This is a genomic window from Thioalkalivibrio sp. HK1, assembly GCA_000583135.1.
GTDB lineage: Bacteria > Pseudomonadota > Gammaproteobacteria > HK1 > HK1 > HK1.
On sequence record JFBG01000053.1, the window covers coordinates 1 to 21823 of the forward strand.

Genomic DNA, 21823 nt, shown 5'->3' on the forward strand with positions numbered 1-21823 from the left:
ATATCATGGTCAACAACGCCGGTATCGCAGGCCCGACGATGCCTTCGTGGGAATACCCCTTGGATGATTGGCGGGCGGTGATCGATGTGGATCTCAACGGCGTCTATTACTGCGCCCGCGCCGCCTTGCCCCACATGCGAGAGCGCAACTACGGGCGCATGGTCAATGTGGCATCGATCGCGGGCAAGGAGGGCAACCCCAATGCCTGCGCTTACAGCGCGGCCAAGGCGGGGGTGATCGCACTGACGAAATCGCTGGCCAAAGAGACCGCGGACAAAGATATCGCCGTCAACTGCATCACGCCGGCGGCGGCGAGAACCCGCATCTTCGATCAAATCTCGCAATCGCATATCGATTACATGCTCTCGAAGATCCCGCGCGGCCGCTTTCTCTCCTTGCCCGAAGCCGCCGGGATGGTGGCTTGGATGGTCTCGGAGGAAAACTCCTTCACCACCGGCGCGGTCTTCGATCTAAGCGGAGGTCGAGCGACTTATTGATATTCGGCTCATCCACCCCTCGTTCGTGATTTCGACAGCCCGTTCGCGGTAAGCGCATAGCGATCACGGCGCAAAAAGGCGGGGATGGAGATTTCGATCCCTTCGATCGGGGACGATGAGAACGAAATGAATGCCATCGATCTTCGAACGCGCAACGCCATCGTCACCGGCGGAGCTCAAGGTATCGGGCGGTGCATCGCCGAGCGCCTGCTCGATTGCTAGGCGAGGGTGATGATCTGGGATAGGGATCGAGACTTGGCCGAGAGCGCCTCGCAGGAGATCTTGACCTCCCGCCAAGGCAGGGAGGGCGATCTGCGGCATTCGGCGGTGGATGTCACCGACGCCGAAGCGGTGATGAGCGCCTTTGCCATGGCGGTGCAAGACCTCGGATGCATCGATATCATGGTCAACAACGCCGGTATCGCAGGCCCGACGATGCCTTCGTGGGAATACCCCTTGGATGATTGGCGGGCGGTGATCGATGTGGATCTCAACGGCGTCTATTACTGCGCCCGCGCCGCCTTGCCCCACATGCGAGAGCGCAACTACGGGCGCATGGTCAATATGGCATCGATCGCGGGCAAGGAGGGCAATGCCGATGCCTGCGCTTACAGCGCGGCCAAGGCGGGGGTGATCGCGCTGACGAAATCGCTGGCCAAAGAGACCGCGGACAAAGACATCGCCGTCAACTGCATCACGCCGGCGGCGGCGAGAACCCGCATCTTGGATCAGGTTTCGCCGTCGTTTATCGATTCCATGTTTTCGAAGATTCCGCGCGGCCGCTTTCTCTCTTTGCCCGAGGCCGCCGGGATGGTGGCCTGGATGGTCTCGGAGGAAAACTCCTTCACCACCGGCGCGGTCTTCGATCTGAGCGGAGGCCGAGCGACCTACTGATATCGGCGCATCGCCCGAAGTTTTGACAGGCGATCGTGCAGTCGATCTCCGGATGAGAACTTCCAGATCGATGTGAACGCAAGCATCGATATAAACGCTAAGGAGGCGAGATTGAAAATTCTGATCACCGGTGGTAACGGCTTTATCGGAAGACGGCTGCTCTCGACTCTCTTGGAGCGGGGCAAGATGGTCGATGCCGATAACCAAGAGCGCGAGATCGAACGCATCGTCATCAGCGATATCGGCCCCGGGCTTTCCCCCCTGCCCGATGATCCGCGCATCGAAGAGCGCATCGGCCCCGGACAAGGCGATATCGGGGACTTGAAAGTCGCCGCCAATCTCGCCGAGAGTCGTCCCGATCTCGTCTTTCATCTGGCCGCAGTGGTTAGCGGGGAGGCGGAGCGAGACTTCGACTTGGGGATGCGCATCAACTTTCACGGATCGCTGCAACTCCTCGAGGCCTTTCGGGAAAGCGGCCAAACACCGCGCTTGGTCTTCGCCGGCAGCGTTGCCGCTTATGGCGGAGAGATGCCGAAGACAATCCCGGATTCGGCGATCCTCACCCCCCAAACCTCTTATGGATCGCAAAAAGCGGCCATCGAACTGATGCTCCACGATTACAGCCGCCGCGGCTTCCTCGACGGTCGGTCCTTGCGCCTGCCGACGGTGGTGGTGCGTCCCGGCAAGGCCAATGCCGCGGCTTCATCTTTTGCCAGCGCGATCATCCGCGAACCCTTGGAGGGTCGCCCCTATACCTGCCCCGTCTCCCGCGAGACCCGCGTGTGGCTCCTTTCCCCTCGCCAAGCGGTCAAAAACCTCCTGCACGCGGCGAGCCTTCCGGCCGGGGCTTTCGGCATGAATCGGAGTCTGAATTTGCCGGGGATGACGGCAAGCGTCGATGAGATGATCGACGACCTGCGGGCGGTGGCCGGAAGCCGGATCACCGATCGGCTGAATTTCCATATCGATCCCTTCATCGAGCGGATCGTCTCCGGCTGGGCCACGGAATTCTCGCCCGAGCGCGCCCTCAAACTGGGCTTTTCCCCCGACCCTGATTTTCGAAGCGTCATCGAGGCCTTCATCGCCGACGATCTCGGCGGGCAACCCCCCACATCAATCGGAGCGAATCGATGAACGAAGCGCATTCCACTGCCTCGAAAGCCGATGGCCGTCTCGCCGGCAAAAGGGTCTTGGTGACGGCGGCGGCGCAAGGGATCGGCGAAGCCATCGCCCGGGCCTTCGCCTTCGAGGGAGCCAAGGTACTGGCAACCGACATCAACGCCCAAGGGCTCAAAGGGCTGGCGGGGGTCGATGGTATCGAGACCCTTGCCCTCGATGCCTGCGACGGCGAGGCGATCCGGAGCGTCGTCGAAAGTGGCGGTCCTTTCGATGTCCTTGCCAGTTGCACCGGCTATGTACACCACGGCACCGTCTTGGACTGCGACGAGGCGGCGTGGGATTTTTCCTTCGACCTCAATATCAAGGCGATGTATCGGGTGATACGGGCGGTGCTGCCGGGGATGATCGAACAGGGGGGCGGATCGATCATCGGCATTTCCTCCATCGTCTCCAGTTTGCATTCGGCTCCGAATCGCTGCGTTTACGGCGCCTCCAAAGCGGCGGTGATCGGGCTCGTCAAATCGATCGCCGTGGACTTCGTCCGGCAAGGAATTCGCATCAATGCGATTTGCCCCGGCACCGTGCAATCCCCTTCGCTCGACGAACGCATCGATGCCTTGGGAGGGGGGGATGCGGTAAGACAAGCCTTCATCGATCGTCAGCCGATGGGGCGCTTGGGAACGGCGCAGGAAATCGCGGCCATCGCCGTCCACTTGGGCAGCGACGAATCCGCCTTCACCACCGGCCAAACCTTCGTCGCCGATGGAGGCATGAGCCTTTGAAGAGGGGATCGATTGCTTTGCCTGCTTGAAAGGGGATCACCCGCTCTTTTACGGCTTTTCGATAAAACGCCAACCGCCGTGGGGACGATATCGCATCTCGTTCGCATCTCGTTCGCAACGCATCGCATCGTCCATCGATGGTGTTTCGCCTCTTTTTTCCGCTTGATCCGATTCATAAAGGAGATATTCAGTGAAACTGGTTCGATATGGCTCCCCGGGCAGCGAAAAACCCGGACTCATCGACTTCAGCGGCAAGATTCGCAGCCTCGAAGGGCATGTCGATGATATCGACGGCCAAGCGCTTTCGCCCTCCGGTTTGGGGAAACTCAGCGAGATCGATTACAAATCGTTGCCTCTCATCCCCTCGGGCACTCGCTTGGGCTGTCCGGTTGCCAATGTCGGCAAACTGCTTTGCGTCGGGCTCAACTACACCGATCATGCGCTTGAATCCGGCCAACCCATCCCCGAAGAGCCGGTGCTCTTCATGAAATCGACCACCGCCATCTGCGGGCCGGAAGACGATGTGATCATGCCCAAGGATTCGGTCAAGACCGATTGGGAGGTCGAACTCGGCATCGTCATCGGGACTCGGGCGAGTTATGTCGACAAGGAATCCGCCTTGGACCATGTCGCCGGCTACTGCTTGGTCAACGATGTCTCGGAGCGGGCGTTCCAGCTCGAGGGCACCGGTCAGTGGGTCAAGGGCAAGAGCGCCGATACCTTCGCTCCCATCGGGCCTTGGGTGGCGACCAAAGACGAGATCACCAATCCGAGCGATCTGGATCTGTGGCTGGAGGTGAACAATCACCCCTATCAGAAGGGCAATACCCGCACGATGATCTTCGATATAGCGACGATCGTCAGCTATATCAGCCGTCATACCACGCTCATGCCGGGGGATATCATCCCCACCGGCACTCCGCCCGGGGTCGGTCTCGGGCAAAAGCCTCCCGTCTACCTCAAGGCGGGGGATGTGATGCGGCTGGGGGTCGAGGGCTTGGGGGTGCAGCGTCAGCGGGTCTTGGCTTGGCCGGGGGACCGATAGACCGGCCAAGATGAAGGCGCATCGTCGAAATAAAGATCGAAAAAAAGCACGGGGATCGCATGCCCTGCACACCTTGAGGCACAGGGCTTCGCCCCGCCCCGCTCGATATGATCCTCTATCGGATCGAGACCAATCCCACCGAAGCGAGAAGCGAAGATGAGCGCAAAGAAAAACGTCCGGCGCCGCAGTGCCGAATGGTTCGGCAAGGATGGCAAGGATGGCTTCCACCATCGGAGCTGGATGAAGAACCAAGGGCTGCCGCATCATCTTTTCGATGGGCGACCGGTGATCGGGATTTGCAATACCTGGTCCGAACTGACCCCTTGCAACGCCCATTTTCGGGTGCTCGCCGAGCGCGTCAAGCGCGGGGTCTACGAGATGGGGGGCTTTCCACTGGAGTTTCCGGTGATGTCCTTGGGCGAAACCCTGATGCGCCCGTCGACGATGCTCTTTCGCAATCTCGTCAGCATGGATGTCGAGGAATCCATCCGCGCCAACCCCATCGACGGCGTGGTCTTGCTGGTCGGCTGCGACAAGACCACCCCCGCCTTGCTGATGGGGGCGGCGAGCTGCGATCTGCCGACCATCGCGGTGTCCGGCGGACCGATGCTCAACGGCCGCTTTCGCGATCAGCAAATCGGCTCCGGCACCCATGTGTGGAAGTTCGAGGATATGGTGCGCGCCGGTGAGATGTCGATGGGCGAGTTCATGGACGCCGAGGCCTGCATGTCGCGCTCGGTCGGCCATTGCATGACGATGGGCACCGCCTCGACCATGGCCAGCATGGCGGAATCGTCGGGGATCGCCTTGCCGACCAACGCCGCCATCCCCGCCGCCGATTCAAGACGCAATGTGCTGGCGCATCTGGCGGGAAGACGCATCGTGGAAATGGTCGAGCAGGACCTTCGCATGTCGCAGATCCTCACCCGAGAGGCCTTCGAAAATGCCATCCGCACCAACGGCGCCATCGGCGGATCGACCAACGCCGTGGTCCATCTGCTGGCACTGGCGGGGCGATTGGGGGTCGATCTCGATCTGGCCGATTGGGATGCCCTCGGACAGGAGGTGCCCTGCATCGTCAACCTGATGCCCTCGGGCAAATATCTGATGGAGGATTTTTACTACGCCGGCGGACTACCGGTGGTGCTGCGGGAGCTGGGCGAGGGCGGGCTGCTGAATCGAGATGCCCTCACCGTCAACGGTCATACCCTGTGGGAGAACGTCAAGGACGCCAAATGCTGGAATCGCGACGTGATCTTTCCCTTGGACAAACCCTTCAAGGACCGAGGCGGCATCGTCGTTCTCAACGGCAATCTGGCTCCCGACGGGGCCATCATCAAACCCTCCGCCGCCAGCCCCGAACTCATGCGCCATCGCGGCAAGGCGGTGGTCTTCGAAGATATCGACGATTACAAGGCGAGGATCGACGATCCGAATCTCGACGTCGATGCCGATAGCGTCTTGGTGCTCAAAGGCTGCGGGCCGAAGGGCTACCCCGGCTTCCCCGAAACCGGCAATATGGGACTCCCTGCCCGGTTGCTCAAACAGGGGGTGAGCGACATGGTGCGCATCTCGGATGCCCGCATGTCCGGCACCGCCTTCGGCACCGTGGTGCTGCACACCGCGCCGGAATCGGCCGCCGGAGGGCCTTTGGCCTTGGTGCGCAACGGGGACGAGATCGAACTCGACGTTCCCGCCCGTCGCTTGGTGCTGCACATCGACGAAGAGGAACTCGCTCGCCGCCGGGCGGCATGGACGCCCCCCGCTGCGCATTCGGATCGAGGCTATTTGAAGCTCTATATCGACCATGTCATGCAAGCCGATACCGGCGCGGATCTGGATTTTCTGGTCGGCTCCAGCGGTGCCGCCGTACCCCGGGAAAGCCACTGAGGATTCGCACTCGTTGGATGATATCGCGGACGATCACCCGAGGGTGATGGAGATCATCGGCAGCGCTCGAAGGGCGCACTCGGATTCGATGGGAGCGTTTTTATGTTTTATCGCGGTGCGGCTGTTGGCGATGCATCGCATTTTGAAACCCACCGGATCGCTTTATCTGCATTGCGATCCCACCGCCTCGCACTATCTGAAGATGATCCTCGACTCCATCTTCGGTCATCGGAATTTCAAAAACGAGATCGTCTGGTGTTATACGGGACCCGGGAATAACAAACGATATTTCCCGAGAAAGCACGATATTCTTTTCTTTTACTCAAAATCCGACGATTGGGTATTCAACCTCGAGGATATCAAAATACCCTACAACAAATTATCGACCGGAAAAACCTCCGGGATCTTCAAGCAAGCAGCGACCTTGAGCCAAGACGGAAAAGTGCCGGAGTCGTGGTGGAGCGATTTTTCTCCGGTCGGTCGCATCAAATCGGAACGGATCGGCTGGCCTACGCAAAAGCCCTTGGCTTTATATGAACGCATCATCAAAGCATCCTCCAAAGAGGGGGATGTGGTGCTGGATCCATTTTGTGGTTGCGCCACCACGCTCGTGGCCGCCGAGCGTTTGGGAAGGCAATGGGTGGGGATCGATATTTGGCAGCAGGCGCATCAAATCGTGCTGGAGCGGTTCAAGAACGAGGGCATCGGCAATCCCGACGAGAAAGACGGGACTTGGAACGATCTGCACTATACGAAACAGCCCTTACAGCGCACGGACGATGGCGAAGAGGCCGCTCCCTTTTTGCGTGTCAAAAAGCGCATCTTGGAACCGGAGGGAAGGAAGATGAGCCGCGCCGAGATGTACGATTATTTAATCGACCAACAGGGGTTGCGATGCCAAGGCTGCGACCGCCCCTTCGATGATCCCCGTTATTTGGAACTGGATCACAACACCCCCCGCGCCGACGGCGGTATCAATCACATCGGCAATCGCATCTTGTTATGCGGCCCCTGCAATCGACTCAAAGGTCATGTCTTGACGCTTTCCGGTTTGCGTCGCAAGAACCGGCAGATGGGATATCTCTACCGGAATCGATAAAGCATCCGCAGCGAGGGGCGGGAGGTATTCATAGCGGCGGGCGACAAAAACCCGGAAGGCTTCGCTCTCATAGCGCATTCGGGCATGGATTGCCGGCGAAAAAGGCGTCCAGATTATCAAGACAGCACCAACCCATCGCGTTGCGGGTCTCGACGCTGGCGCTACCGATATGCGGAAGCAGGAAAGTGTTTTTCAGCTCCCGATAACGAGCGTCGATGGCAGGCTCGTTGGCGAAGACATCGAGCCCGGCGGCGGCGACCTTGCCCGAGCGCAGGGCATCGATCAATGCATCGTCATCGATCAGATCGCCGCGGGCGGTATTGACCACCACCGCTCCTTCGGGTAGCAAGGAGATGCTTTGTGCGTTCAAAAAGCCGCGGGTCTCGGGGCTCGAAGGGGCGTTGATCGACAGGAAATCGCTCACCCTGAGCATCGATTCCGGCGATTCATGATAGATGGCCCCCGATTCCAGATCCGACGGCAGCCGGCGGCGGTTGTAATAATGAATCTCCATATCGAACCCTCGGGCCCGCTGCGCCACCGCCCGCCCGATACGCCCCATGCCGTAAATCCCCAAACGCTTGCCGGTCACATGCACCCCGACCAACAATCCGGTATGCCAGCCCTTCCAAGCATCCTCGCGCACCATTTTGTCGCCCTCCGCTCCCCGGCGCGCCGCCCCGAGCAGGCAAAGCATCGCGACATCGGCGGTGGCGTCATCGAGCACATTGGGGGTGTGGGTGACCACGATACCCCGGGCCTTGGCCCTATCCACCGCGATATGCTCGTAGCCTACGGAATAAGTGGCGATGATCCGCACGCTATCCGGCAGGCGATCGATGGTGCGAGCATGCAGGCAATCGCCCCCGGCGGCCAAGATCGCATCGCATCCTTCGCTCGAGGCGACCATCCCGTCTTCGTCATAAAGACGATCTTCCAAGTTGAGCCGGGCTCGGTAGTTGCGAGAAAGACGCTCTTCGACTTCGAGCGGCAACCGACGGGTGCAAAGAACGGCGGGAGGGGTATCGCTCATCGATGAGGATCTCCAAAAGCCAAGAAGGACAGTGAGCAAAAAAGATGTCGGATAGGATCGAGGATGGATGATGCGGATCGGATCGGATATTCCTTTCGATCGTCGCTTTCACCATAGCGGCGAAGGGCCCGAGTCGAAGGTCCGAGTCGAAGGCCCGAATCGATCCGTTCGAGATTTTCGTTGATCTTGCGCCCTTGTTCCTCGAACAGGCTATTCCCCGAAAGATCGCCATCGACGAGGAAGGGATCGAAATTCTCCACCTCGAAAACCCACAAGGCCTAGGCCGACTCCGATCTCTTCCAACCAGTGCACTTCTTTCACCCGGCGAATGCCTCGACCCAACAAAGCACCGGTTCCATCGCCGACGGTGGCCAGATAGACCGCTCTTGCAGGGACGAAGCAGCGCAGATAATCCTCTTGGCTCATCCTCCCTTTGCCGATGGATGATCACTTTCGCCTTCGCCGCCCGACACGTCAGATCGAAGGCGACCCGCTCGATGGTTTCGTTAGCGATCATCTCCATGACCCCCGCCATCGTGCCTTTATCCCGAGAAAGCCGCTCGGTCGTTCTTTCGCATCGGGCTCGATCGGCGTATCGAGCGCATCGGCTTCGAGCCGACGATCCCGATATCCATCGATCTTCGGTTTTCGAACGCCTCGGTCAAGAGCCTTGAAACCCTCGGCCCTGATGCCCTTGCCCCGATATCGCCGCATTTTACTTCCGGCACCTTAAGACCTTGGCTTCGCTTTTCGACAAATAGCAACGAGCGCAACCGACAATGTATCGCAAACGCCTATGATTGCCCTTCAAAATCCCTTTCACGGCTTTCGAGGGCTCGGCTTCGATGTCGGTCGGATGTGGATCTGATTTGGATCGGATACCGATCCTTCGGCATCGCTCGATGCGATATCGATCACGCTATCGATCACAATATCGCTCGCTCGACATCCGCCATCACCTCGCATACCTGATATCATAGCGATGCCGGGCCAAGAACAAGGCTCCGTCAACGTTTGGCCGCATGCTTTGCCGCCCAAGGCTCGGGGCCTTACCGTAAAAGGACATTTTCCAAAAGACGATAAAGAGCGATGAGCGATATCCTGATCACCGAATTCATGGACGAAGATGCCGTCGCCTCTTTGCGCGATGGCTTCGATGTGCATTATGCGCCGGACCTGCACGAATCCCCGGCGGAGATCGCGGCCCTCTCCGGCTCATCGAGAGCCTTGATCGTACGCAACCGCACCCTCGTGGATACCCGCCTGCTCGATGCCGCTCCGCGCCTCGTGGCCATCGGAAGACTCGGAGTCGGGCTTGATAATATCGATACCGATGCCTGCGCCGAGCGCGGGATCTCCGTCTATCCCGCCACCGGCGCGAATGTGGTCGCCGTGGCGGAATATGTCATCGCCGCCATCTTGATCATGCTGCGCGGCGCATTCCACTGCGGCGATCGGATGCGAGCGGGCCATTGGCCGAGAAACGAAATGGTGGGAAGCGAGGCCAGCGGCAAGACGCTGGGTATCGTCGGTTTGGGGGCCATCGGCCGCGCCGTCACCGAGCGGGCCAAGGGGCTGGGCATGGAAGTCGTCGCCTTCGATCCTTTCCTTTCCGCCGATGACGAGGCTTGGCAAAGGACGAAGGTCCGGCGCATGGATCCGCTCATGGCATTGCTCGAAGTCAGCGACGTGGTAAGCCTGCATATCCCTTTGACCGATGCCACCCGACATCTCATCGGAGAGCATCAGATCGCGGCGATGAAGGCCGGAGCCTATCTCATCAATACCGCTCGCGGCGGGGTCGTCGATGAAAACGCTTTGATTCAAGGATTGAATTCGGGACGCATCGGCGGCGCCGCCCTCGATGTCTTCGAAGACGAGCCCCTGACCGCCGATTCTGCCTTGATCGACGCCCCCGGCCTTTACCTGACACCGCATATCGCCGGCCTCACCCGAGAGGCAGGCATCCGCGTCGGGTCTTTGATCGCATCACGCATACGAAGCGCTTTGGCATGAACGAAAACACCCTTTGCACACTGAGCATCGACGATCTAAGAGCGCTGGCCGCAAAGGCTTTGAGCGCTTCTCAGATCGCCGAGGATAACGCCCGCTGCGTGGCCGATGCACTGGTGGCGGCCGACGCCGACGGGATCGCATCGCACGGAGTCTCGAGGATACCTTTCTATGCCGACCAGGCATTGTCGGGAAAGGTGGACGGATATGCCGTGCCGAGCTGCGCTTCGCCGAGAAATGCGGTCGTTGCCGTCGATGCCGGCAACGGATTCGCCTACCCCGCCATCGACGTCGCACTGGCCCGGGCTTCGGAAAAGATCGAGGAAAACGGCTGCGTTTTCGCGTTGATCGCGAACTCCCATCATGCAGGGGCGATCGGTCACCATGTCGAGAGGCTCGCCGATCAAGGACTGATGGCCTTGGCTTTCAGCAATTCCCCGGCGGGGATCGCCCCATGGGGAGGTAGCGTCGGCACTTTCGGGACCAATCCCGTGGCCTTCGCCTGCCCTCGCCGCCATCCCCCCGCTCTGGTCATCGATCTTTCGCTGGCTCGGGTGGCCCGCGGCAAGGTGATGCTGGCGGCCAAGCGCAAGGAGTCGATCCCTGCCGATTGGGCGCTCGATGCCAAGGGCCAACCCACCACCGACCCCGTCATCGCCCTCGAAGAGGGTACGATGGCTCCGATCGGAGGGGCGAAGGGCGCGGCGCTGGCGATGATCGTCGAATTGATCACCGCGGCCTTGGCGAGTTCGAATCTCGGCTTCGAAGCCGGCTCCTTTTTCACCCCCGATGGACCGCCGGCGCGCATCGCTCAATCCTTCGTTCTCGTGGATCCGAAGATCGCCCCCGGCGGGGATTTCATCGATCGCGTCGAATGCCTGTCCCGAGCCATGCTCGCCCAGCCCGGCGTCCGCCTGCCGGGGGCGACGCGACATCTCGCCCGCGAAAAAAGCCGAAAGAACGGTATTTCCATACCCACCGCTCTCCATGCCGATCTCTCGGCGAGAGCGGCGGCCCGACAAGAGCGGCGGTCCAAGTGACATCCACCTTCAATCCAAGGAAAATCGCTCGAATTCCTTCGAGTCCCCAAACGAACGGCGGTTTTATCCAAGGCAAGAAAAGATGCGTCCGGTGCGCCGTCGATGTTGCATCCGAGCGCAATTCAAGTACCATTACGATGATAAAGGGACAATCGCCCTTATACTACGCAAGATCGAGGATCCGAAAAAGCCTCGATCCCCTTGTATGAGAGCGAGAAAAACGTTCTTTGACGGGGTATCTTTTTGCCGAAGCCAAAGGCGATTCAACGCTGTCATAAGGTTCTATCCGAGATAATGGCGATATCGGCATCGAAGCGAATCGCCCCATCATCACGAATCGAAGGGAGTCATGAGGATGAAGACCAACCCGTTCATGGCGAGATACGCCGAAACCGACAAGCACGCAAGCGGTCCGACCGCTTCGAGTTGTCTCGCCTTGCATCCTCTTGCAGCCCGTTTTCTTGAGAAATCCCCTCTTTCGATCGCAAGGCTCGTCTTGATCGGGCTTTTCATCGCAACCGGACCGGCGGCAGCGCAACCGGTGGAGCCCGCCCACGAGTGCATCGGCTTCTTCGATGAACACCTAACTGACGATGACCTAGTGTACTTTGCCGGACCCGAGGGTATCGTCGGGTCTGACGATAACTACTCTAAGGGACTGGAATGCCGTGAGATAATAAAACCAGGCTCGACCGAGGAAATCGTATTGTATAGGCTCGTCGGGACACCGAATGATTGCGATCCCCTTGATGCCCTTAGAAACACCAAGATGAATATCGACAAGAATTCCAATACCATTACCTCTGATATGACCAGCATCGGGCTTGTCTGGTGCGCCGAATACGACGATGACGATCTCCAATGGAGATCGGGATATAAAAAATGTGAATTGGACCGTTTCGGTGGGCTAGATGCCAGTTGCGAACCCATCGGGACTATTGTGAACCGGCAGGAAAAGATCGAAGCGGGCAGTATCGTCGTATCGAGGACGGTCAACGGGCAAGCCATCAACATATCCTCCATCGATATCACCGAGAGCAACACTTCGACGTTCATGGTCCATTTGGATTCCAACCCGACCGTGGATGTGACCTTATCCATCACCACCGACATTCCCAATTCCGATGTCGTCGTCAGCCCCTCCACTTTGACCTTCACCAGCGGCGGCCGGACTGACAGCGGCGGCAACTACGGTACGGGTCAAGAAATCACCATCACTCCGATGATGGACAATATCGTCGACCCCGAAGTCACCGGTACGATCATCTTGACCCCCACCGGCGGCAGCAACTACGATGGAACGCAAAGACGCCTCTCTTTGACCATCGGTGACGACGATGACTCCGGCTTGAAAATCACGTCGGGGGGCGCACCGGTCGGCAACAGGACCATCATCTCCGATCGAGGTCAGGACATCGTATTCGAAGCCACCATCTCATCGAATCCCTCCTCCCCCTTCTCGGTGTCGCTCTCTCACACGCTTTCCGATTCGATACGGTTCATCCCATCGACGATCAATTTCAGCAGCTCGAATTGGCAATCCCCCCAGACATTCACTTTGAGCGTGCCCGATGAAGCCGATAAAGAGGCTGAAACCGGCAATATCATCGTCAAAGCCATCGGCGCCCCTTCCGAATACAGCAATATCGACCGAACGATCCCCATCATCATCAGTACCGGCGATGGCTCGGGTGGCGGCGGTGGCGACAAGCCCACGGATCCGAACGATCCGAAAACATGGGTGGTGCAAACCTACGCCTTGGCCATCCCTCCCGTCACTGCGCAAGACCAAGCCATCGTGCGCCTGCGCTGTCTGCAAGACGACCAATGTCCCGTCTACCTCGACTGCCAAGCCCAAACGGACGGTACGAAGTTCGAAGGGCGGATGGGAGCGCCGATCCCGGCATGGGGATCCACGACCCTCAATGCCCGGGATATCGTCGATATCACCGGCGGATCTTGGGAAAACAAAGGCCGCCTGTCTTGCTCCATTCGTAGCCATTCGAAGGTCGCGGCTTTGGTATGGACCCGCTCCGGCGACGGGGTATTGGTCAACAACAGCGCGGCGATCATGAGCCGAGAGATCCGCAATGCCGCCGGTGGGTCCTATTTTCAGGCCGAGATCGCCTCGATCCCCTCCCCGTTGAGCGCGGACGGTTCCAATATCCGCATCCTCTGCGCCGCCACCGGCGGTCGCAGCTGTAGCGAAACATCCGTCTCCTGTTTCGATGACGAAGGAGTGAGACGCGATGGAAATCTCGGCATCATCGAAAGAAATACGGTCCATCACCTCCAGACACAAGCGCTGGCCGAGATCATCGCTTACCAATGGCAACAGGGATCGCTGATGTCTTGCGAGATGCGATCGGATCAGCCCTTTAGCGTGCAGATATTGACCCGCACCGGCGGAGGTGGAGCGCTGGTCAACAACAGCGCAAGCGGAGGCTAGAAAAACCGCATCGCCCAAACGCTCGGGGTGCACGACTGATCCCTCGAGACTCGGCTCTTCGGCTCGGGTCTCGGGGGATTTTTCATTATCGAATAGCGGCGGATGCCGGCAAAGCCACCTTGTCCTTATTCGATCGACCCCTATTCGATCGATGCTTATTCGATAGCCCCTTATCCGATAACCCGCCTCTTCATCTGCTTGGCGTCGATAAAATATCCGGCACCGAGACCGGCCCCTTGACGATCGGCGAAATAACGACCTCGACGGCGATGATCCAGATCAAGGCTTTTTAAAGGACGATAACGATCCTGCATGGACTTTGCCTCGGCGGAGAAAACGCCGGAACCGCGCGCTCGCCGATGGGTCATCCTCGAGCGGGGAAGAGCAGGCCGACGATGAACAAGATGCTGGAAAAAAGGGCGATCGCCGGGCCGGCGGGTACATCCCACCACAGCGAAGCATAAAGGCCGACAATCACCGATAGTCCCCCGATACCCGCTGCGGCAACCACCATCCGCTCGGGGGTGGCAGCGATACGGCGGGCGGTGGCCGCCGGAATGATCACCAACGACAACACCAGCAGCATGCCGGCGATTTTCATCCCCACCGCGATCACCGCCGCAAGCAGCAGCACCAACACGGCACGGGTCCGAGCGACCGGAACCCCCTCCACCGCCGCCAAATCCTCGTTGATCGTGATCGCCAAGAGGTTGCGCCATTGCCATGCCATCACCAGTATGGTGAGGACCGCGGTGGCGAAAACGAATACCAAATCCATCGCCCCGATCGCAAGGATATCGCCGAAGAGATAACCGATCAGATCGACTCTGACTCCTTCCATGAACGAGATGACGATATATCCCGCAGCGAAAACCGCATGCGCCAACACCCCGAGCAAGGCATCGAGCGGCAATAGACGCTGGCGTTCCAATAGCGTGAGCGCGGCGGCCAAGAGGAGGCAGATCACCAGCGCTCCCAAGGCGGGATCGATCCGCAAAAGAAAGCCGAAAGCGACGCCGAGCAATACCGCATGAGCCAATGCCGCTCCGAAATAGGCCATGCGCCGCCACACGACGAAGCATCCGACAGGACCGGCCGCGATGGCCACGCCCAAGCCGCCGACAAAGGCCCTTAGCAGAAAATCATCCAGTGCCATGGCGATGATCGGTCGATGTCTCGGGGGGCATCGGCTCCCCGAGCGCATCGTGACGATGGTCGTGATGATGTTGGTATACCGCCCGCTCGAAGGCTATCTGCGCCCCGAACAAGGCGACGAAGGCCGGATCGCGGGTAACGACCTGGGGATGGCCGGTACAGCAGATATGACGATTGAGGCAAACCACGGTATCCGTCGCCGCCATCACGATATGCAGATCATGCGATACGAGCAATACCCCGCAACCATGGACATCCCGCACATTCGCGATCAAACGATAGAGCCGACTCTGGCTGCTGATATCGACCCCCGCCAAGGGCTCGTCGAGAACCAGCAGATCCGGTTTGCGCAGCAGGGCTCGCGCCAACAACACCCGACGCATCTCTCCGCCGGAAATCTCGGCCAGCGCATGCTCTAAGATGCCTCTGTCGAGCAGACCGACATCGTGCAAGGTCGAATCCAATTTTCGATCTGAGGGTTTCGTTCCGAGCGTGAGAAAACGCCGGACGGTCATCGGGAAGATCGGATCGCGCTGGATATGCTGCGGGGCATAGCCGATGCGCAGTCCCGGGACCCTCCGAACCTGCCCGAGATGCGGTCGAACGATCCCCAGCAGCACCCGAATCAATGTGGATTTTCCGGCCCCGTTGAGACCGATCAGGGTGACGATCTCCCCCTTTCTCACCGCAATATCGACATCTTGGAGTACGTCATGCCTCCCGAGGCGAACGCTCACTCGGCATGCCTGAACCAATATCTCGTCTTGCTCGGGGGCCGAAAAGGCGGATCCGCCATGCTTCGAAAAGAACATTTCGATCGCCTTCGTTGGAGGCTCGGATCTCGAGCGGATATCATGCCGATGATCTTGTCGAGCCACCCGGCGCTTTGCGCCGGCAAGACCTGCAGGTGCCTGCCCGAACCATGCAATATCAAGCACCCATCGAGCGATGATCGGGCATCGATTTTAGCCGGCATCGAAAAAACCGAGCCTCGAAGGCGGCGAAAGGATCGATTGGACCACCCAAGGATTCGCAGCCGCCTATCTTACACGACCCTAAATAGGAAATATAAACAGCATATCGTTAGTTTGTCAATAGATTTTTTATAACTTTTTATTCGATTCGAAGTATGATCCCCCGGTTCGATCCCGCTTCGGGACTCCGGCTCGGACCCTCATCTTCGAACTTGGATACTCTCGAAAACACCTGCCCTTCTCTTTTTTCGACACGCCTTCGATGGATCGAAAAAGACCGGGAAGCCCGCCCACATGATCGATGGCCGATCGCGAGCCAAGCCCAAGTGTCGACTCGCTCGGGGGAGATTCACCCCTTTGACGGCACTATCGAGAAAAAGGACTCGATATCCAATGAGATATCCAATGAAATATCGCTCGATTTTTTCACTCTTGACCGCTTTATGCATCGGGGTGATGGCAGGCCCGTCGTCGGCCGCCTCCGCCCCCGATGTCGTCGTCAGCATCAAACCCGTGCACTCGCTTGTCGAGGCGGTGATGGAGGGTGTGGGCGAGCCCGAGCTGATCATCCAAGGCGGCGCCTCTCCTCATGGCTATCAGATGCGCCCGTCACAGGCCAGTGCATTGAATCGGGCGGATATCATCATCTGGATCGGTGAGAGTATGGAGAGATTCCTTACGCGCCCCATCGCCAATCTCGGCAACGAATCCCAAACCGTGGCCTTGACCGAGGTATCGGGGATATCGCTGCTGCGCTTTCGGGAGGGTGCGGTTTGGGCCGATGACGACGAACACGGACACGACGAGCACGGACATGACGAGCACGGGCACGACGAACACGGGCACGACGAACACGGGCACGACGAACACGATCATGCCGGTGAAATCGATGGGCATCTCTGGCTCGATCCTGCGAATTCGCGCCGGATCGTCGAGCACGTCGCCGATCTCCTCGCTCGACAGGATCCCGAGCGGGCCGCCACCTATCAACGGAACAAGATCGCCGTCATCGAGCGCATCGATGCCTTGGAAATGAGGCTGCGTTCGCGTTTGGCAGCGGTGCGAGATCGGCCTTTCCTCGTTTTCCACGATGCCTATCAGTATTTCGAAAGGGCCTTCGATCTCGAAGGATTGGGAGCGATCACCTTGGGACCCGAACGCCGCCCGAGTGCGAGGCGTTTGACCGCTTTGCGCAATGCGCTGGTCGAACACGATATCGCTTGCGTCTTCACCGAACCCCAGTTCAGGCCGGATCTCGCATTCACGGTCATCGAGGGCACGAAAACGCGCACGGCCGAAATCGACCCCATCGGGGCGGATATCGAAGCGGGGCCGGATGCTTGGTTCGATATCCTCGATCGACTAGGGACCACCATCGCCGACTGCCTCTCGGCGAAGGGATGAATCCATCGCCCGGGACAGCCATCGCCGCCGGAGACACCCTTGCGATCTGCGAGCCTTATACTTCGCACCGAAAAGTCCATCGGATCCAAAAATCCCTTTGGGATGCGATCGGACACTCCACGAACGCTATCTCGGGCTTTTCCTTCGATGCCGCAAAGAATCCCTCGCCGAGGAAACGCCACCGATCTCGATACCCGGGCGGAGCCTTGGCTCTTGGGTGGATCGAGCCTGCACTCCTTCGGGCGATGCGGATCTCGCACCCGAGCGGTCGAGGATAAAGACCGGCAAAACAAAGGCGTATCGCTTGGAAACCTTGCATCCGCAGGTCACCGCCGCTTGACTTCGTTCGGCGGGGAATGACCGGTGGGCGCAGCGCCTTTGGTAGCCATCGCCAAGGAACTCTCTTGCGATGTCGGGGATTTACGCTTCGCCCCGCCGGTCCATCGGGTCTATAACCCTTTGGACTATGCTTGGGCGCCCCATCGACGCTACCTCGGGCTTTTCCAACGCTGCCGAGGAGCGCTTTCTGCCGAGGCAAAGCCGCCGATCTTGATGCTGGGGATCAATCCCGGCCCTTTCGGGATGGCCCAAACCGGGGTTCCCTTCGGCGATGTGGGGCTCACGCGGGATTGGTTGGGAATCGAGGCGAAGGTCCTTCGCCCCGAATCCGAGCATCCTCGGCGGCCGGTGCACGGCTTCGACTGCCGGCGGGGAGAGATGAGTGGCCGCAGGCTTTGGGGCTGGGCGCGGGATCGTTTCGGCAATCCGGATGATTTTTTTCAACGCTTCTTCGTGTGGAACTACTGCCCCTTGTGCTTCATGGAGGAAAGCGGCAAAAACCGCACCCCGGATAAACTCCCGGCACGAGAACGAGAGGCGCTCTTCGCAATCTGCGATCGCGCTCTGGCTCGCGTGGCCCGCCATCTCGGGCTTCGACACATCATCGGCATCGGCCAATTCGCGACCATCCGCGCCCGCGCCGCACTCGGCGACCAGGTGCCGCATATCGACTACGCACCCCATCCAAGCCCCGCAAGCCCGATCGCCAACCGCGGTTGGGCCCAAGCCTTCGAGCATGCGCTGATCGAAGCCGGGATCGCCTTTTGATCATGCCAAGGCTCTTTCGGAATGCCTCGAGTGGTCGCCTTGACTGACAACCCACCCAAGAGCGAAGGCAAAAGCGATCTCGGCCCCAGGGAATTCATCTGCTTGATCGCTTCGATGATGTCGCTGGTGGCGCTGGCGATCGATGCGATGCTGCCCGCCCTGCCCGCCATCGGAAACGATCTGGGGGTGGCCGACCCCGCCGATATCCAGCTCGTCATCATCGCCCTCTTCGCCGGCCTCGCCCTCGGACAAATGGTCTGCGGCCCCCTATCCGATCGCATCGGGCGAAGGCCCGCGATCTTGGCGGGGCTCTTCGTCTTCATGATCGGAAGCATCGTTTCCTTCATCGCCACCGATTTCGATACGATGATCGTCGGGCGGATCCTTCAGGGTTTCGGAGCCGCCGGGCCACGGATCGTGATGGTGGCACTGGTACGAGATCTCCATCGAGGGCCGGTCATGGCCCGATTGATGTCGTTCGCCCTGTCGATCTTCATCATCGTCCCCGCCATCGCCCCCGCCTTGGGACAAACGATCCTTTTGCTATCGAGCTGGCGGGGAATCTTCGCCGCTTTTTTCGTCTTCGCCGCCGGAATCTGTCTCTGGTTCGGGCTCCGGCAACCGGAAACCCTCCTCGCCGATCGCCGCCGGGCGTTGTCGATATCGTCCATCGGGCAAGCGACTTCGGAATTCTTCCGTTTGCGAATCGCTCTTGGCTACACCATCGCCACCGGCTTCGTTTTCTCGCCCTTCATCGTTTACTTAAGCACCGCACAGCAAATCTTTCAGCAGGTCTACGATACCGGCCTCCTCTTCCCGCTCTATTTCGGGGTGCTTGCGCTGGCCCTCGGCGGGGCCTGCCTCGTCAACGGCAAATTGGTGGGGCGTTATGGGATGCAGCGGATATGCCTGTTCTCCGCCGCCGCCATCGTTTTCATCTCGCTGCCGGGATGGATCGGGAGATCGTGGTTCGAAGGGGAGATCCCGCTGTGGTCGTTCATGATCTGGATGACGATCATCTTCGCCTTGGTCGGATTGCTCTTCGGCAACCTCGGGGCCCTTGCGATGCAGCCCCTTGGCCATATCGCAGGCATCGGATCGGCCATCGTCGCCTCGCTCTCGACCCTGATCTCGATCGTCTTGGGAGGCCTGGCCGCCAGAGCCTTCGATGGGGATATCCTCTTGCTGCCCATCAGTTTCGCTCTTTTCGGCATCGGGGGCTTGGCCGCGATGCTTTTGGCCGAAGGAAAAAATACGATCCGAAGAATCAAACCCTTGATCCGGGCCATTGCACCCGCATATCCCTCATCGACGAGATCACCATCGCCAACACAAGCAGATCCGGCGAAATCCGCGGCAAAGGAGATCTTTGCCGATACCGTAAATCCACCGAGGAAAGGGCATTCGATGGACAAGACATTGCAAAGCGCCATCTTCGCCGAAGGAGCGCGCGTTCATCGCTATTTGGAATATCGCTGCATTGGGGCTCCGGATGCCGCCGGGCGAAAACGCTTGGCCCGAACCATCGCCTCGGCCTTGGCCGCCGCCGACGATGCGGCTGCGCCCCCCAAGCGCATCGTCATCGCCTTCGGACGAAGGCTCTGGTCGGTACTGAATCCCGATGCCCTTCCCCTTGCGATGGACGACTTCCATGCCATTCAAGGGGCCAAAGGCCATGTCGCCCCGGCCACGCAATGCGATCTATGGCTGTGGCTGCAGGCCGACGGCGAGGACGAGAATGTCGCGCGCACCTTGGCTTTGCATCGAATCTTGCGCCAAGATTTCGAATTGCAGCTGGAGCAGCCGGCCTTCACCTACTTCGCCTCCCGCGATCTGATCGGATTCGAAGACGGCACCGGCAACCCTCCCGACAACCAAGGCCGTATCGATGCCGCCATCGTCCCCGAAGGCCCGGGGGCCGGAGGCTCCTTCGTGCTGGCGCAACGCTGGGTCCATGACCTCGAGAAATTCGAAGCCCTCGATATCGAGACCCAGGAAAAAATCATCGGACGCACCAAGGCCGACAGCATCGAATTCGAAGGCGATGCAATGCCGCCCGATTCGCATGTCGCCCGCACCGATGCCGAAAAGGACGGGATCGCATTGAAGGTCTTTAGGCGCAGCTCGCCTTATGCGACCCTCGATCGCTGCGGCCTTTATTTTCTATCCTTCGCCTGCGCCTTGGAGCGCCACCGGATTCAACTGGAACGGATGTTCGGCGTTTCCGGCGACGGTCTATCCGACCGATTGATCGATTTCTCCCGCCCCGATACCGGCAGCTATCTGTTCGCCCCCGCCACCGGAGATCTCGAAAAAGGCTTGGAGCCATGAACATCCGGCCGCCCACCAGACAAATGTCCCGGGCGCCTGCGGATCGCCCGGCCAAAGCTTCGGGGTTCGGGATCAGCGTGGTGAGTTTGGGGGTCGGCGATCTCCTATCGGCGGATCGCTTCTATCGCGAGGGATTCGGTCTCATCCACGCCCGCCCGCCGCAAGAGGTGATCTATTTCGAACTGCCCGGGGCCCTGCTGGCCCTTTGTCAACGCAACGAACTGGCGCGCTATGCCGGACTTCCTCGCCCACCCTCCTCGCCGGGAGAAAAACCGAGCGACGATCCCTTCGGCGGCATCACCCTTTCGTGCAATGTGGCCTCTCGATCGGAGGTCGAGGATCGTTGCGCCTTGGCCCAACGGGCCGGGGCGAGGATCGTTCGAGAACCTCATGACGAACGATGGGGCGGATATTGCGCCTGGATTGCCGATCTCGACCACCATCTTTGGGAGATTGTGTTCAATCCCCGATGGTCCGGTGGCCAATGACGCTTCTTGAAGTCGAACCCTTCGCTTCGAATATGAAAAAAGCGATATCTCGGTGTCTCATCGACGATCCGGTGGCCGCCAAGAGATCCTTCTCGCCTTTTACGGTCAGCGCTCCAAATGCTCGATCTTCCCCTCGACCATCTCCCACTCCTTCGCATCCTCGGGAGCGTCCTTTTTTTCGCTGAGCACCGGCCACTGCCTCGATAGCTCGGCGTTCAAGGACAGCCACTGTCGCTGATCCTCTCTTAGATCGTCCTCGGCGACGATCGCCTCCACCGGGCATTCGGGATCGCAAAGCGAGCAATCGATGCACTCCTCGGGATCGATGACCAGCATATTCGGGCCTTCATGAAAACAATCCACCGGACATACTTCGACGCAATCCGTATATTTACATTTGATGCACTGCTCGGTGACGACGAAAGTCATGGTCTGTCATTCCTCGGTTTCTTCAAAAAAGAAAATCCTCCGGGCGCAAATGATATGCGCAAGATCGGGTGCTC

At 59.4% G+C, this 21823-nt stretch carries 19 protein-coding genes; 14 read left to right on the forward strand and 5 right to left on the reverse strand.

Going from position 1 to position 21823, the window contains the following annotated elements; all coding sequences use genetic code 11:
- From BF99_RS0113240 to BF99_RS22080, 7 genes are all read left to right on the forward strand, one after another.
- Window positions 1-497 (forward strand): SDR family NAD(P)-dependent oxidoreductase (locus BF99_RS0113240; RefSeq protein ID WP_025771266.1); only part of this gene is annotated, 497 nt, incomplete at its 5' end.
- A 231-nt stretch (window positions 498-728) separates the two neighbouring features.
- On the forward strand, window positions 729-1391 hold the full coding sequence (locus tag BF99_RS20955) for an SDR family NAD(P)-dependent oxidoreductase (protein ID WP_197019140.1): 663 nt from the start codon (window positions 729-731) through the stop codon (window positions 1389-1391).
- Between the two features lie 72 nt (window positions 1392-1463).
- Window positions 1464-2525, forward strand: a complete 1062-nt coding sequence (denD, locus tag BF99_RS0113250) for a D-erythronate dehydrogenase (protein WP_197019141.1) — start codon at window positions 1464-1466, stop codon at window positions 2523-2525.
- Window positions 2522-3292 carry an SDR family oxidoreductase gene (locus tag BF99_RS0113255; protein WP_025771268.1) on the forward strand — a complete coding sequence of 257 codons (771 nt, stop codon included), beginning with the start codon at window positions 2522-2524 and terminating at the stop codon, window positions 3290-3292. The genes denD and BF99_RS0113255 overlap by 4 nt, the downstream gene beginning before the upstream one ends.
- Before the next feature lie 190 nt (window positions 3293-3482).
- Complete coding sequence (locus tag BF99_RS0113265) at window positions 3483-4337, forward strand: fumarylacetoacetate hydrolase family protein (protein ID WP_025771269.1); 855 nt, start codon at window positions 3483-3485, stop codon at window positions 4335-4337.
- 156 nt (window positions 4338-4493) lie between these two features.
- Complete coding sequence (gene araD / locus BF99_RS0113275; RefSeq protein WP_025771270.1) at window positions 4494-6227, forward strand: L-arabinonate dehydratase; 1734 nt, start codon at window positions 4494-4496, stop codon at window positions 6225-6227.
- 13 nt (window positions 6228-6240) lie between these two features.
- Window positions 6241-7326 (forward strand): DNA methyltransferase, encoded by a 1086-nt coding sequence (locus BF99_RS22080; protein ID WP_025771272.1) that lies wholly within the window; start codon window positions 6241-6243, stop codon window positions 7324-7326.
- A gap of 67 nt (window positions 7327-7393) precedes the next feature.
- Here the strand turns inward: BF99_RS22080 and BF99_RS0113285 are convergent, their stop codons facing one another.
- Both BF99_RS0113285 and BF99_RS23020 read right to left on the reverse strand, forming a co-directional pair.
- On the reverse strand, window positions 7394-8359 hold the full coding sequence (locus tag BF99_RS0113285; protein WP_025771273.1) for a 2-hydroxyacid dehydrogenase: 966 nt from the start codon (window positions 8357-8359) through the stop codon (window positions 7394-7396).
- A 210-nt stretch (window positions 8360-8569) separates the two neighbouring features.
- Window positions 8570-8785: a hypothetical protein gene (locus BF99_RS23020; RefSeq protein ID WP_156013314.1), complete on the reverse strand. Its 216-nt coding sequence runs from the start codon at window positions 8783-8785 to the stop codon at window positions 8570-8572.
- Window positions 8786-9448: 663 nt separating this feature from the next.
- Between BF99_RS23020 and BF99_RS0113305 the strand changes: the two genes are divergently transcribed.
- The 3 genes from BF99_RS0113305 to BF99_RS0113325 all read left to right on the forward strand — a co-directional run bounded on the left by BF99_RS0113305 (window position 9449) and on the right by BF99_RS0113325 (window position 13861).
- On the forward strand, window positions 9449-10375 hold the full coding sequence (locus tag BF99_RS0113305) for a hydroxyacid dehydrogenase (RefSeq protein WP_025771277.1): 927 nt from the start codon (window positions 9449-9451) through the stop codon (window positions 10373-10375).
- Window positions 10372-11412, forward strand: a complete 1041-nt coding sequence (locus BF99_RS0113310) for an Ldh family oxidoreductase (RefSeq protein WP_025771278.1) — start codon at window positions 10372-10374, stop codon at window positions 11410-11412. Before BF99_RS0113305 ends, BF99_RS0113310 begins: the two co-directional genes overlap by 4 nt.
- Window positions 11413-11767: 355 nt before the next feature.
- Window positions 11768-13861 (forward strand): hypothetical protein, encoded by a 2094-nt coding sequence (locus tag BF99_RS0113325; RefSeq protein WP_156013315.1) that lies wholly within the window; start codon window positions 11768-11770, stop codon window positions 13859-13861.
- 364 nt (window positions 13862-14225) lie between these two features.
- On the opposite strand, the gene BF99_RS0113340 is transcribed toward BF99_RS0113325, so the two are convergent.
- Both BF99_RS0113340 and BF99_RS0113345 read right to left on the reverse strand, forming a co-directional pair.
- A complete protein-coding gene (locus tag BF99_RS0113340) occupies window positions 14226-15026 on the reverse strand; it encodes an iron chelate uptake ABC transporter family permease subunit (protein ID WP_197019148.1) in 801 nt (266 codons plus the stop codon).
- Complete coding sequence (locus BF99_RS0113345) at window positions 15004-15828, reverse strand: ATP-binding cassette domain-containing protein (RefSeq protein WP_025771283.1); 825 nt, start codon at window positions 15826-15828, stop codon at window positions 15004-15006. The genes BF99_RS0113340 and BF99_RS0113345 overlap by 23 nt, the downstream gene beginning before the upstream one ends.
- A gap of 567 nt (window positions 15829-16395) precedes the next feature.
- On the opposite strand from BF99_RS0113345, the gene BF99_RS0113360 reads away from it, so the two are divergent.
- From BF99_RS0113360 to BF99_RS0113380, 4 genes are all read left to right on the forward strand, one after another.
- Entirely contained in the window at window positions 16396-17394 is a 999-nt protein-coding gene (locus BF99_RS0113360; RefSeq protein WP_051482912.1) for a zinc ABC transporter substrate-binding protein, read from the forward strand.
- 363 nt (window positions 17395-17757) lie between these two features.
- Window positions 17758-18501, forward strand: a complete 744-nt coding sequence (locus tag BF99_RS0113370; RefSeq protein WP_038098371.1) for a uracil-DNA glycosylase family protein — start codon at window positions 17758-17760, stop codon at window positions 18499-18501.
- 39 nt (window positions 18502-18540) lie between these two features.
- Window positions 18541-20832, forward strand: coding sequence for an MFS transporter (locus BF99_RS23445; protein WP_197019143.1), 2292 nt, complete (start codon window positions 18541-18543; stop codon window positions 20830-20832).
- Window positions 20829-21320, forward strand: a complete 492-nt coding sequence (locus BF99_RS0113380; protein ID WP_025771288.1) for a VOC family protein — start codon at window positions 20829-20831, stop codon at window positions 21318-21320. Before BF99_RS23445 ends, BF99_RS0113380 begins: the two co-directional genes overlap by 4 nt.
- 105 nt (window positions 21321-21425) lie before the next feature.
- Here BF99_RS0113380 and fdxA read toward each other — a convergent pair whose 3' ends face one another.
- The gene (gene fdxA, locus BF99_RS0113385; RefSeq protein WP_025771289.1) at window positions 21426-21749 is read right to left on the reverse strand and encodes a ferredoxin FdxA; all 324 of its coding nucleotides are present in this window, start codon (window positions 21747-21749) and stop codon (window positions 21426-21428) included.
- Window positions 21750-21823 lie beyond the last annotated feature (74 nt).

Bases quoted from the DNA above. Each gene is read 5' to 3' on its own strand.
- BF99_RS20955 (WP_197019140.1), top strand. From the start codon at position 729: ATGATCTGGGATAGGGATCGAGACTTGGCCGAGAGCGCCTCGCAGGAG.
- BF99_RS0113255 (WP_025771268.1), top strand. From the start codon at position 2,522: ATGAACGAAGCGCATTCCACTGCCTCGAAAGCCGATGGCCGTCTCGCC.
- araD (WP_025771270.1), top strand. From the start codon at position 4,494: ATGAGCGCAAAGAAAAACGTCCGGCGCCGCAGTGCCGAATGGTTCGGC.
- BF99_RS0113285 (WP_025771273.1), bottom strand. From the start codon at position 8,359: ATGAGCGATACCCCTCCCGCCGTTCTTTGCACCCGTCGGTTGCCGCTC.
- BF99_RS23020 (WP_156013314.1), bottom strand. From the start codon at position 8,785: ATGAGCCAAGAGGATTATCTGCGCTGCTTCGTCCCTGCAAGAGCGGTC.
- BF99_RS0113305 (WP_025771277.1), top strand. From the start codon at position 9,449: ATGAGCGATATCCTGATCACCGAATTCATGGACGAAGATGCCGTCGCC.
- BF99_RS0113310 (WP_025771278.1), top strand. From the start codon at position 10,372: ATGAACGAAAACACCCTTTGCACACTGAGCATCGACGATCTAAGAGCG.
- BF99_RS0113325 (WP_156013315.1), top strand. From the start codon at position 11,768: ATGAAGACCAACCCGTTCATGGCGAGATACGCCGAAACCGACAAGCAC.
- BF99_RS0113345 (WP_025771283.1), bottom strand. From the start codon at position 15,828: ATGTTCTTTTCGAAGCATGGCGGATCCGCCTTTTCGGCCCCCGAGCAA.
- BF99_RS0113360 (WP_051482912.1), top strand. From the start codon at position 16,396: ATGAAATATCGCTCGATTTTTTCACTCTTGACCGCTTTATGCATCGGG.
- BF99_RS0113380 (WP_025771288.1), top strand. From the start codon at position 20,829: ATGAACATCCGGCCGCCCACCAGACAAATGTCCCGGGCGCCTGCGGAT.
- fdxA (WP_025771289.1), bottom strand. From the start codon at position 21,749: ATGACTTTCGTCGTCACCGAGCAGTGCATCAAATGTAAATATACGGAT.